The organism is Colwellia meonggei (assembly GCF_057537295.1).
In genome coordinates, this window is record NZ_BAAJLZ010000008.1 from 124,786 (window position 1) to 138,357 (window position 13,572).

The window sequence follows — 13,572 nt, forward strand, 5'->3', positions numbered from 1 at the left end:
TTAAAATATTTTTGCAGTTTTATTACACCTTGAAATAACAAAAAAACATAAGCGAGAATTGGCAAGGGCTAGCTCAATTTCAGTCAATAAACTTTCATAAAAATTTATTTTTACACGCACTTTAATCGTTATTCAAAAATAAAAAATTACAATGGCAGCATTGTGTTAATTTCGTTAGTGAGGCACTACGGAGCAAAAAAATTAATCAAAAAATATTATCGAGTATGCAAATTTCATGAAAATATGATTATGACTAAAACACAACTAATGATCGAGCCCGCGCCAATCCTTATCGTTAAAGTAAGTAGGATAATCACGCAATGCCTGAATAACAAAAATAGCACCCTGCTTTGGGCTTTTATTCTCCTTCATCATGCTGCTACCGCGCATTATTTTGGCAAGTAATAGATGTAGCTGAGCATCAGCTTTTGGTGGTAATTTACAATGCTCAAATAAGTACGCTATCTTCTGATCAACCTGAGTCGCCAATTGTAAGTATTGCTCACTAGAAAACTTATCGTAATGAATGTCATTGAGTTTAGCCTGCATGGCTTTATTAATATTGCTCATACCAAGGTGCAAGCTGTTATCAATTTGCCATTTCTCACCTTGATTTAACGACAATTTCTCAGTTGAATTGCCATGGTCATGACGGTGTTCTTCCGCCTCTATAGCCAATGACATACATGCTCCTAGCAGTGTAGTTATCATAAGTTTTGCAAAAATTTTCATGGTAATTGTTCCTGTTTATTCACTCAATAAATTAAGCATGCATTCATCAGCTGATGTTATTCACTTAATGTCAGCTCGGCTACTTCTTTTTTTGCTGAAACTCTAGTAGTCATTAACAGCTCGTTCTGATTAATGTCGGTAATAAAATCAATTTTATCCGGTATATTACCTAGGATCTTAAATGTGCCATCGTTAAGTGCATAAGACCACAGTTGGTAGTCCTCGTTAATGCCATAAATTACGTTATGCTTCACAATATATCGTTTGTCACTACCTTGATTTTCTAACAATTCAATCATTTGGTCTTCCGCTGGCCCTGGTTGCCAAAATCGGTCCATGTGATCGGTGTAAATTAATCGGCCATCTTCGCTTTTCAACGCCCAATTAACTTTCTTGTCCGTGATGATTTTAAAACTTAAATCATTCATATTGAACTCAACAAATTTTAAAATGCCTTTGATTCGTATTGATAATAGAGCCCTGTTGTTATCACTATCCCAATGGAACAGTTGCGCAACTGGAAATGCAATCGGAAAGGACTTTTGCTTCGCATCGAGATTAACCTGAACAAGCACGTTATTGGCGTTAACTAAAATATCTTTTCCATCAGCAGCCCAATCCAATCCCGAAATCCGCGTGTCTATTGAAAAATTAGTCAGCTGTTGTAGTTCATTGTCATCATTTAGCCAAATTTGATCTTCACCAGAACGATCAGACTTGAAAGCGATTAACTTGCCATTAGGTTGGAAAATAGCACTATCTTCCTCACGTGTTGAACGTGCAATTATCTTAGAAATAGATAATACATCACTACTTTTCTCAGTTAACGAATGAACAGCCGCTATTTCTGTAGAGTTTGAGTTGGCAACTTTGGAAATGGAAAATGTCGCAATATCACTATCCCAGTGCCCTTTTATCATCAGCGCTCGTTTACCATCTGGGTGAAATGTCGGTGAGCCTGCTGGCTCGTCAAGAGGAAGGCTAACTTTGGCTATTTTACCTTGATAAGACAGTGTGAAGAGCTGTCGGCCCGTGCTGAAAATAAGCTGGTTGTCTAATGGCGAAAAGTTAGGATAGATGTAACTTAAATTCGTTATCTCTGGCGGATATTCAATCGGATAACTAGACATTAATTGGCCCGTAGATTTGATAATTTCAATATAGTTCTGACCGTCATTGTGCACGCTAATTAAAGCAATAATGTCATCTTTAACAGAATAATCATAATCAATGACCTGACCGCCTGCTAACGAGTAAATATCGGTGCTTTTATTGTCTTCTATCGAATAACTGATTAATTTCCAATGATTAGCAAGCTCTTGCAACAAAGCAACATTATTATTCTTTAACCATTTAGATTTAGTAATTCTAGAGTTTTTACATTCCATTAATAAACTTGGCGCTTGCGGTGATTTTAATGCTTTATCAAAATCCAAGGTCATTAGTTTAAAACATTCTTTTTGATTAATCGGTTTATCGCAGTTTTCAGTTTTAATAAATACCAATTTTTTCCCATCTTTTGAGAAACTGTGACTACCGTATTTCCCTATATTATTGGTTAATTGGGTTTCTTTCTGCGTTTTAATATTTTTTGCCCAAATATTACTGCTCGCACAATATTCATCTGAGTAACGATTGAAAACAATGTATTCGCCATTAGGTGAATAAATGCCTGAATGTTCTTTATTGTCTGTCGTTGTTAATGAGCGCAGCGCACCAATAGATAATGTTTCCGGTTGCTTTGGTGCAGTAAATTGATAGCTGATTGTGGCAAACATCATAATGCCAAAAATAAGCGCAATCAGGAGTACTCTAGATCTCAAGGTTTTCGACTCAGCAACAGCGCCGGCTGGCAATTCGCTGCTATTAACCTCTTTATCGACAGCACTATTATTAACAACGTTAGTCGCAACCTCGCTATCAGTAGCTTCATTAGTGGCGTTGTCTTTAGTAATAACTTCAAATACTTTTTTACCGACACCATCATGCCACCTAACATCACACTCTAAACTGTATCCTTGTTTAGCATGCGTCTTGATATAAACTTGAACTTTACCATCATCACCCAATGCTTTTCTTAATTGCGCAACACTGCGTTGCAGTGAATTGGGGGATACGACAGTACCTTGCCAAACTTTAGCTAACAAGGCTTCATGACTAACCACTTGTCCTTGATGCTCAGCCAAATGAGTAAGAACAGCCAGTGCTTTTGGAGCGAGTGTTTTTGATTGGTCATTTTGGGTAATTTGATTTCGGGATAAATCGATAAAAAATCCGCCAATCCAATACTGTTCTGCCATAAATCCTCTGGTACCACTAAAGTTTGCGATTAAAAATTAAATCAACATAAGATGAATGGTATAGCATAAACGCCTGTACGGCCAAACTCAATATTGTAAATATTTGATAATTATTAGTTTTTTATTAATCAGATAAAAATCAGCTAAAAATCAGTGCAACCTCAAGTAAATTGCTGGCTATTGGTTAAGGTGAATACTGACATTTTATTCAACCTTAAATGCTCAGAGTAAATCACCGAGGTATTCATGATAAAAAATATAATCTTACTTATTGTAGTGCTAATCCCTTTTTTGGCACTTGCTGAAACTGACCAATCAGCTTACGAAATGCCAAGCGTGCATGTGCTTCCGATCACGGATAAGCAATCTAATAAGCAGTACGAACTGCTCGTTAAACTGCCTGAAAAATATGATGAAGATAAGAGCAAAAAGTATCCTGTCATCTATTTTACCGACGCAGTTTGGCATATAGAACTATTATCTGCTGCTACCGCTTATATAATGGAAGACGTTATTTTAGTAGGGATCTCTTGGCAAAAAGATATTCCAGAAGAGCTCAAGCAAAAATATGGTGCACATTTCAGCCGCTTTGGCGACTACTCATTCAAGAAAAGAACTAACCCTAAACATCCAAAAATAAAATTTGGACAAGCCGATAATCACCTTTCTTTTATTCGCGACGATGTCTTCAAAACAATCGAAAAAAATTACCGAACCGATCCAAGCAATCGCAGCTATTTAGGCTTTTCAGCTGGTGGCCTTTTTGGCACCTATGCACTGATGACACAACCCGATACGTTTAAAAATTATATTCTTGGTAGCCCAAGTATATGGAGTAGCGGCACTGAGCTTTTTGCCCAAGCAAATGCAAGCTTAAATAATGCTCAGCCAGAAATTAACATCTTTATTTCTTATGGCGAACTTGAAAAAGAATTGCGGCCACATGTTGAAGACTTTGTTAGCCAACTAAAAGGTAAAAACTATCAAGCAATCTCTTCACTCAAACACATCATTATCGACTCCTCTGGTCATAGTGACTCCTTCCCAATGTTAGGTGTTAAAGGCATAAAATGGTTATCAAACTTACAAGAAAAAGGAGTGAAATAATGAAACTAAGTATGCTGCTAATTGCGCTTTATATTTTCATGGCAACACTAAGTACTAATAGCTACGGAAATAATAAAGCCCCAATTCTTGAAGGGCCTTATGTTGGACAAACACCACCCGGTGATACTCCTATGGCTTTTGCGCCCAGTAAACGCTCACCCGCACATCGTGATCATAGTGGCTTCTTCACGCCTGATATGAAAAATTTCTACTTTACGCGAAGAAATAATAAAGATGGCAAGTGGTCGTTACGTGTTTTCAAAGTAGAAAATAATCAATGGCACGAATCTTTGGTGGGGCCTAGAGTAGGCCGTCCTATTACCACGCCTGATGGTAATACTATGCATTTGGGCAAATACTATATGGAGCGAACCAAAACTGGCTGGTCAGAAATCAAAAGCCTAGGTGATTATTTCAAAGACTTTCGTATTATGCGCCTAATGTCTTCTGCTGCAGGAACTTACTATTTCGATGACGCAAATGAATCAACTCCCATTCATTACTCAAGCTTAATAAATGGCAAATATACAAAACCAAAAGCGGTAGATATTGATTTTGGTGACTGGAATGCGCATCCCTTTATTGCACCAGATGAATCCTATTTAATTTGGGATGAACAAAGAGAGAATGGATATGGAAGGGCTGATCTTTTTATTAGTTTTCGACAGAAAGATGGTAGCTGGGGAGCGGCCATTAATTTTGGAGAGACAATAAATAGCGCGGCATCTGAAAGTGGAGCAATCGTGACGCCAGACGGAAAGTACCTTTTATTTAACAGATTTGTTAATGATGAAAATGCCGGTATGTACTGGGTAGATGCAAAAATTATCGAAACGCTTAGGGCAAAATCATAAGCCTAACCAAACGGAACTACAGTTATTTATGAATATTAAAACAAAATTTAAAAGTTTCATTGCTGCTGCGCTATTTAGTACTGTTAGCAATGTAGTTGCAGCGAATATCGCAGACAGCACCATGCTTGCACCCAGGGCATCTGTCGAAGATGCAAAAATGTCTTTTAGGGACTTACCTTATCTACAAGAAAGCTTTATTGATGTAACACCAGCAGCCAGAGAAGACCAATTAGCTGTTGGCGAACTAGGTGTCGACAGCGGAACTAAAGACGAGATTATCAAATTAGCTAAGGAGATAGCTAACGATAAACACGGTCTCTACGATAGCATGCTTATTTCTCACCAAGGGAAGTTGCTATTTGAATCTTATTACAAACGAGGTCGAGTAAATTTACATCATGGACAAGCTTCAACTACTAAAGCTTACACCAGCATGGCAATCGGTCTAGCTATCCAGTTGGGCTATCTGACAATGGCCGATTTACGAAAACCACTAATTAGTTTTCTAAAAGACCTAGATACGTCAAAACTTGCTGAGGGCTCAGAAAAAATCACACTTCATAAAGCATTAACTATGCATGGTGGACTTAGTATCGACCGTGATAAATGGCAAGAGCTTAAGAAAAATCCTGCCGTGATAAAGAGGCAGCTATTAGTTCAAGCCCTACTTGAGCATAGTGGGCCGATTACCTCTGAATCTCAGCAATACTTATATGGCAACTACAATCCTATACTAGTGATGGCGGTCATTGATGCTGTCGTGCCAGGCAGCGCTGAAAACTTCCTTAAAAAAGAGATTCTCGATAAATTGGCCATCACAAATTACACCTGGAAAACTCATGTTAGCGGCATTCCAGAAGCTGGCTGGGGTGTGAGTATGACCTCTCGTGATATGGTCAAATTAGGCACTGTTGTTCTCAACAAAGGTAAATGGCATGGCGAACAGCTTATTTCAGCAAACTATCTAGCAAAAGCCACCAGTGGTCTTGTTAAACCTACTGAAGATTGGATGCCTGATAATTTTCGTTATGGCTATTTTTGGTATCAAACTGACATTACGGTTGGTGATAAAAGCTATGATACTACGTTTGCCTGGGGCGGAGGGGGACAACGCATCATTGTAGTCGCAGCGCTTGATTTGATTATTGTGATCACCGGCCATGACCGAGAAGATAAAATATTTACTCAAATTTCAGAGCGGGTTATACCAGCTTTTATTAAGTAAGTCGCAAGATTTCCCTCTAACTAAATAAAATGGTTAGAGGGAAATACCCTAGTGCTACATAGTAACAAACTCTTCTGCTGACGTTGGGTGAATAGCAACGGTATTATCAAAATCAGCTTTAGTCGCGCCCATTTTCATCGCCACAGCAAAGCCTTGTAGTAATTCATCGCTACCAAAACCAATACTATGGATACCAACAATTTTCTCTTCTTTACCAACACACACCAACTTCATGCGTGTTGGATCTCTATAATCTTCAGTAATTGCTTGATATAGAGCGGTAAACTGAGAGTTATAAACTTTAACCTGTTCTTCACCGTATTCAGCAATAGCTTCTTTTTCTGATAAACCTACAGTGCCAATAACTGGGTGGCTAAAAACCACTGTAGCAATATTTGAGTAATCTAAATGCTCATAAGGCTTATTGTTAAATAAGCGTTCACACAAGCGACGCCCCGCAGCAACAGCAACAGGCGTAAGCTGTGCACGACCCGTGTTATCGCCAACCGCATAAATGCCGTTCACGTTGGTATTTTGATATTTATCCGTTGGAATAAAACCACGTTCATCAAGCTCTATGCCCGTTGATTCAATATTAATATTATCAGTCGCCGGCTCTCGGCCAATTGCCCAAATTAACGTGTCGACAGGGCCAATAGCATTGCCATTATCTAAATGAATTGTTAGTTTGCCGTCTGCATGCTTTTCAACGCGACTAGGTACGCTCATAGTGTGCAGCGTTGGCCCATGTTTTGCCATTTGCTCTACTAAAGTGTCGCTTAACATATCGTCAAAACCACGTAATGGCTTTTCTTTTCGTACCAATAAATGCGACTCGCTACCCAGTGCATGTAATACACCCGCAAGCTCGACAGCAATATAGCCAGCACCGACGACAGCAACAGATTCAGGCTGCTCGGTTAAAGCAAAAAATCCATCTGAATCAATACCGTACTCAGCACCTTCAATATTAGGGCGACTTGGGCGGCCACCTGTTGCAATAGTGATATGTTCCGCTGTGTACAGTTCACCATTAACTTCAACAGTATTTTTGTTAACAAACTTAGCAAAGCCATTAATTACCGTTACATCATTGCTAGCAAAACCACGCGCATAAGCGGCATGAATACGTTCAATATATGCTTCTCTATTTTTCACTAATGTTGACCAGTCAAAGCCTTGCAGTGGCGCTTTAAAGCCATAGTCATTCGCATAATGTAATGCATCAGCAATTTGCCCCGCGTACCACATAGCTTTTTTCGGTACACAGCCAACATTCACACAAGTACCACCAATATGCTTAGCTTCAATAACCGCCGCTTTTTTACCTAAACGTGCTGCTCGGTTTGCCGAGGCAATACCGCCACTACCAGCACCAATTGCAATGTAGTCAAAATGTTGTGTCATATTAATATTCCTGTGTGAGTATATTTCACTATATTGGACTGAAAAAACTAAAATTCAAGCGTGTGTGTCAACATCGCTTATTTCTGCCGATAAATGACATACCTTAGCGCATTTAAATTTCATCACCATAAAACATGAGTAAAAATTGAAAACTATGCCACTAAACCTTGATTATCGATTCATTAGCCATTACATCTACTGCATCATTTAGCAAACATGCGACTTCATATGACCAACCCATTATTACAAAGTACATCACTACCGCAATTTTCTAAAATTAAGCCCGAGCATATTAAACCTGCAGTAGAGCACGCTATCGCTAATTGCAAAAAGACAATTGCAGATGTGTTAACCAGTAATACCGAATTCACATGGGATAATTTAGTCACACCTGTTGATGAAGTGGATGATGTATTAGGAAAGTTATGGTCACCTATCTCACATATGAATTCTGTAGTAAATAGCGATGAACTTCGTGAAGCATACGAGTCATGTCTGCCACTATTATCCGAATACGGTACTTTTGTTGGCCAACACGCTGAACTATTTGCTGCTTATCAGCAACTAAGTGAAAGTGAAGCATTTACTACACTAAACGAGCCCCAGCAAAAAGTGATCAGTAATGCTTTGCGAGACTTTAGATTGTCTGGTATTGCCTTAAATGATGATGACAAAAAGCGCTACGGCGAAATTGCTACCCGTTTATCTGAGTTAAGCTCAACATTTGGTAATAACATATTAGATGCAACACACGCTTTTAGTATCAATGTTACTGTTGAAAATGAATTAGCTGGCTTACCAGAAAGCGCGAAAGAAGCAGCCAAGGCACTAGCTGAATCCCAAGAAAAATCAGGCTGGTTATTTACCTTAGATATTCCAAGTTATTTACCGGTAATGACCTACTCTGATAACCAAGCACTACGAGAAAAAATGTACCGAGCTTACGTTACAAGAGCTTCAGAATTAGGGCCTAACGGTGGTGAATACGACAATAGCCCCATTATGGCCGAGTTACTGTCTTTACGTCATGAGCTTGCTAATTTACTTGGCTTTGATAGCTTCGCCGAAAAGTCACTCGCAACCAAAATGGCCAACAATACTGACGAAGTATTGGGCTTTTTAGAAAACTTAGCAATTAAGTCAAAAGCACAAGGCCAACAAGACTTAACTGAAGTTAAAGCTTTTGCCGATGAAAAATTCCAGAAAAATGACTTACAAGCATGGGATTTACCTTACTACAGCGAAAAGTTAAAGCAGGAACGTTACGCGATTTCAGATGAGGAACTTCGCCCTTATTTTCCTGAAAATAAAGTAGTCACGGGCTTATTTGAAGTTGTTCATCGCTTATTCGGCTTAAGCATTAATGAACGAAAAGATGTCGATACATGGCATGAAGATGTTAAGTTTTTTGACGTCTTCGACAGTAACCAACAACTTAGAGGCAGCTTCTATTTAGATTTATACGCACGAGCCAAAAAGCGTGGTGGTGCATGGATGGACGATTGTGTTGGCCGCCGTAAACTTACTAATGGCGATATTCAATACCCTGTTGCTTACTTAACTTGTAACTTTAATGGCCCTGTTGGTGATAAACCGGCTCTATTTACTCATGATGAAGTCGTCACCTTATTTCACGAGTTTGGCCATGGTATTCATCACATGCTTACGCAAATAAATGCCTCAGGTGTGTCAGGTATTGATGGTGTACCATGGGATGCTGTTGAGTTACCAAGCCAATTTTTAGAAAATTGGTGTTGGCAACCAGAGGCGCTAGCCTTTATTTCAGGCCACTATCAAACCGGTGAAGCTTTACCACAAGATATGTTAGATAAAATGCTGGCAGCGAAGAATTTCCAATCAGCAATGCAAATGATCCGTCAACTGGAATTCAGCTTATTTGACTTTAAGATGCATGCCCAGTATTCACCAGAAAGAGGTGATGAAATCCAACAGGTACTTGACCAAGTACGTGATGAATATGCAGTAATTAAAGCGCCGGATTTTAACCGTTTTCAACATAGTTTTGGCCATATATTTGGTGGTGGTTACGCCGCAGGTTACTACAGCTATAAATGGGCAGAAGTACTATCAAGTGATGCATTTTCTCGCTTTGAAGAAGAAGGTATTTTCAGTAAAGCTGTTGGACAAGATTTTCTTAAAAACATTCTTGAAATGGGTGGTTCAAAAGAGCCAAGCGAGTTATTTAAGGCGTTTCGTGGCCGAGAGCCACAAATTGACGCCTTACTTCGCCATAGTGGCATCACAGGATAATTTTAATGGCTTTAGAAAAATATGATGATATTTATCAACGTGCCGCAGCTCGTAAGGGCGGAACGAACAAGCTAAAGATACTATTAGGTGCGGGCAATCAAGATCACTTACTTAGTGGAATCAGCGACGATCGCTTCTTGGCTGAATTTAGCAAAAAAGTCTTCCAGTCAGGTTTCGTTTGGCGTGTAGTTGAAAATAAGTGGCCAAATTTTGAGGAAAGCTTTTTCAATTTTAATATTGAGAAAGTTTTGATGATGCCTGAAGAAATGATGGAAAGAAAAGCCAGTGACCCAAAAATCATTCGTAATTTTAATAAAGTAAAAACGATTAAAGCCAACGCCCAAATGATTTTTGAACAGCAACAACAAGGCCAAACATTTGCTGATTTTATTGCTCAATGGCCAAGCGACAATATTATTGGTTTATGGGCTTTTTTAAAAAAGCATGGCCAACGCCTTGGTGGCAATACTGGACCTTATGCGCTGCGAGCGCTAGGCAAAGATACCTTTATTGTTAGTCGTGATGTTGAGGCTTACTTTCGTGCACATGATATTGTTACTGGAGGTATACAAACAAAATCTAGCCTACAAGCAATACAAGAAAGTTTTAACCACTGGCAACAGCAGTCTGGCTTATCACTAAGTCAGTTAAGCCGTTTGGTTGCATACGCCACTGGTGATAACAATATACAACTAGAAGAAGTTGCTAATGCAGAATAATATCGCTGTTGCCTATGTTGACGCTGTTGATGTAGATAAAGCAAAAAAAATTGCCCACCAATGGCAATTAGATTATATCGGCGATATTGCAGCCATCAAAAAAAAACCTGAACTTGCCTTTGCCCTTCAGGTTAACATGCAGCATCTAGAATTATGTAAACTTGATGAACCCAAACTTGGTGCAATAAGCGTAGATTTTGTTGATGGCGCAACCGCACATCGAAGAAAGTTTGGCGGAGGTCGAGGTCAAGACATCGCCAAAGCTGTCGGCTTAAAGCATGGCTTCACACCCAATGTACTTGACGCTACCGCAGGGCTTGGCCGAGATGCCTTTGTACTAGCAACTTTAGGTTGTCATGTCACTATGATGGAGCGAATGCCCATTGTTGCGGCATTACTTGAAGATGGCCTAGAAAGGGCAAAACTCAGCAGTGAAGTTAACGATATTACCGAGCGTATGAATTTAATTCATGCGTCTTCAATAGAAAACATGTCGCTAGCAACTCGGCCTGATGTTATTTATCTTGACCCTATGTACCCACACCGTGAAAAGTCGGCGGCAGTTAAAAAAGAAATGCGAGTATTTCAATCATTAGTTGGAGAAGACTTAGACGCAGATAACTTACTAGAACCAGCACTTGCTTTGGCTAAGTACCGGGTAGTAGTAAAGCGTCCCAGCTATGCACCGCCATTAAACAATAAAACACCAGCCACTAGCATTAAAATGAAAAAGAACCGTTTTGATGTTTATGTAAACCAAGCTATTCCTAAACAGAATTAGCTTGCATACACTGCATTGTATTGCATGAACAAGTTTCATGCGCTTGCAATAAAACCGTCACATTAGTGTCATCTAACCGTAACCTTAACGTAACATAAAAACGTGAGAATTCAGCAACGTTTGGAAACATCAGTTACAGGGTTGGATGCCAGTGCGGGTTTCAAGTTTTTCTAGAATATCGGTAATTGCGGTAAGTTTATTTGCCGTTGTTTTTTTAACAACCATGTACCATGTTGGTAGCTCATTAACGACAAGTCGCTCCCACTTAGCAGGTTACCAAGAACTAAAATCAGCAACTACAGTATCGTTCTATCGAACTATTGATCAATATTTACAATCAGGCGATGCCGGATTGCTAAACACAGCACAACAGCAATTAAAGAAAATTGATGAGCACGCACAACGGTTGAATATCACATCCTTGCTCAACGATATTAAAGAAAAAACTACAAGATTAAACCATGATATTGACACTAAATATCGTGCTTTAGGCAAACTCAGTGGTGACCCGCTTGCTCTTATCCGCAATGCCGAACAAAGCATGTTGTCATTAACTTATGCTATTGCTCAATACTCGCAACAAAGTAAAGAACTGACAGCACAACAAAGCATTAATTATTTAACCACCACTCAAGTCATTACCAAATCACTCAGTGAATTAATTAACACCCGTGAAAAGTTTTTTAATGGCAATAATAATGATGTATCTCATATTGAGACAATCACAAGTGAACTAAAGAGTGTAGTGCAAACCTTAAAAAATATGCCGTCACTAGACATTTATGCAGAAGTTGACGAAGATGATTTTTTTGCCGAGGAAGAAGACAGTGAAGACTTAGGGCATGAAGCCATAAATGAACTAAACTCTTTAGCGAGTCGCTACTTAGTAGAATTTAATAACACTTTGCAACTCAAACAAAGCACTAGTCATGGTATCAAACAGCTAGCAGCCGACGTTGCAGAATTAGAAAAAATTATACTGACTGGTGAAACCACAATCATTACCGAACAAGAACAATTAAACCAGCAACTAATGTCCGTAGTCATGGGGTTAACTGCATTTTTAATTATATTTTTAGTAGCAAACTATTGGTTACAGCGTACAGTTATTCTTAACCCTTTACGTAAGCTTCGCGATAGTTTTGTCGCACTGGTTGAACAAGGAAAAGTTGATAATATTGAAGGTATTTCAATAAAAACCGAACTCGGTGAAATTTCTTCAAGCTTCAATCAAATGGTTAATAAGCTTGCCAGTGATGATCGCCAAAAAGCCCATCAACTCGATCTTGTTGCTAATGCGCTTAAAGCGATGGACAGCCAAGTGAACAATATTTATCAATCATCTGCAAGTACCAGTGAACATGTACAAGGTGCACGTGAAATAATGGCAGCACTTGGCCAAGCTACAGAAACTGTTAACGACTTATCAAGCCAAGTTGTTGGAAATGCACAAGCAACTCAACAAGCAATGGAAGCGAGTCAAAATCGTGTTGGCCAAGTATTAAAAGCCAGCGAATCAACTAATATTGCCGCTCAACAAAGCAAAACAGCAATCACTTCACTTTCGCAATCAGTCAATAGTGTTACCTCGATTGTTGATGTTATTGCCGCTATTGCCGACCAAACTAATTTACTAGCACTCAACGCAGCAATTGAAGCCGCACGCGCAGGTGAACATGGCAGAGGTTTTTCAGTGGTCGCCGATGAAGTAAGACAACTAGCTGGAAAAACGCAAGAATCACTACAACAAATTTCTGCCAAATTAGAGCAGCTACAGAGTGCAACAAATTCAATTCAGTCAACCATTATCGATATTGAAGCAGCATCTGCTAACCAACAAAATATTGCCGATCAATTGCAAAAAACGGCGATTGAAGTAACCGACCAAGCTAAGGTTTCAGCAGAAGTAGCACTTAACACCTTAGAGCAAATAACCTTACAGCGAGAGCACTTCATTACTTTCGAAACTGCTATGAGCAATGTTGATCAAGAAGTGAGTCAATCACAAAAGCTTGCAGAAAATATAGCTCAAGACGTTAATAACCATGTATCTGGTATTAGTGAAACCTTACAACAAGCAAGTTAAGCTTCTGCATTTTAAAATAATTATTGCAACTTCACGTGCGCACTACTCTGCATTATTCTAAAATATATAACAGGGCTATCTTGTGGGTGT

General features: G+C 39.1%; 10 protein-coding genes. 7 read left to right on the plus strand and 3 right to left on the minus strand.

What is annotated here, in order from left to right:
• Positions 1–264: 264 nt before the first annotated feature.
• Positions 265–684, minus strand: a complete 420-nt coding sequence (locus tag AC27E9_RS16670; RefSeq protein ID WP_487132131.1) for a hypothetical protein — start codon at positions 682–684, stop codon at positions 265–267.
• 104 nt (positions 685–788) lie between these two features.
• On the minus strand, positions 789–3,032 hold the full coding sequence (locus AC27E9_RS16675) for a winged helix-turn-helix domain-containing protein (protein ID WP_487132133.1): 2,244 nt from the start codon (positions 3,030–3,032) through the stop codon (positions 789–791).
• A gap of 246 nt (positions 3,033–3,278) precedes the next feature.
• Here AC27E9_RS16675 and AC27E9_RS16680 point away from each other — a divergent pair, with 246 nt between their 5' ends.
• The 3 genes from AC27E9_RS16680 to AC27E9_RS16690 are packed head-to-tail and all read left to right on the plus strand — an operon-like array spanning position 3,279 to position 6,218.
• Entirely contained in the window at positions 3,279–4,139 is an 861-nt protein-coding gene (locus AC27E9_RS16680) for an alpha/beta hydrolase (RefSeq protein WP_487132135.1), read from the plus strand.
• On the plus strand, positions 4,139–4,993 hold the full coding sequence (locus AC27E9_RS16685; RefSeq protein ID WP_487132137.1) for a hypothetical protein: 855 nt from the start codon (positions 4,139–4,141) through the stop codon (positions 4,991–4,993). The genes AC27E9_RS16680 and AC27E9_RS16685 overlap by 1 nt, the downstream gene beginning before the upstream one ends.
• 28 nt (positions 4,994–5,021) lie before the next feature.
• On the plus strand, positions 5,022–6,218 hold the full coding sequence (locus AC27E9_RS16690) for a serine hydrolase domain-containing protein (RefSeq protein ID WP_487132139.1): 1,197 nt from the start codon (positions 5,022–5,024) through the stop codon (positions 6,216–6,218).
• 54 nt (positions 6,219–6,272) lie between these two features.
• On the opposite strand, the gene gorA is transcribed toward AC27E9_RS16690, so the two are convergent.
• A complete protein-coding gene (gene gorA / locus AC27E9_RS16695) occupies positions 6,273–7,625 on the minus strand; it encodes a glutathione-disulfide reductase (RefSeq protein ID WP_487132141.1) in 1,353 nt (450 codons plus the stop codon).
• Positions 7,626–7,853: 228 nt separating this feature from the next.
• On the opposite strand from gorA, the gene prlC reads away from it, so the two are divergent.
• The 4 genes from prlC (at position 7,854) to AC27E9_RS16715 (ending at position 13,482) form a co-directional block, all read left to right on the plus strand.
• Entirely contained in the window at positions 7,854–9,896 is a 2,043-nt protein-coding gene (gene prlC, locus AC27E9_RS16700; RefSeq protein ID WP_487132143.1) for an oligopeptidase A, read from the plus strand.
• 5 nt (positions 9,897–9,901) lie between these two features.
• On the plus strand, positions 9,902–10,615 hold the full coding sequence (locus tag AC27E9_RS16705; RefSeq protein WP_487132145.1) for a DNA-3-methyladenine glycosylase I: 714 nt from the start codon (positions 9,902–9,904) through the stop codon (positions 10,613–10,615).
• Positions 10,605–11,396, plus strand: coding sequence for a class I SAM-dependent methyltransferase (locus AC27E9_RS16710; RefSeq protein WP_487132147.1), 792 nt, complete (start codon positions 10,605–10,607; stop codon positions 11,394–11,396). The genes AC27E9_RS16705 and AC27E9_RS16710 overlap by 11 nt, the downstream gene beginning before the upstream one ends.
• Positions 11,397–11,547: 151 nt before the next feature.
• The gene (locus tag AC27E9_RS16715; protein ID WP_487132149.1) at positions 11,548–13,482 is read left to right on the plus strand and encodes a methyl-accepting chemotaxis protein; all 1,935 of its coding nucleotides are present in this window, start codon (positions 11,548–11,550) and stop codon (positions 13,480–13,482) included.
• The last annotated feature ends 90 nt before the right edge of the window (positions 13,483–13,572 follow it).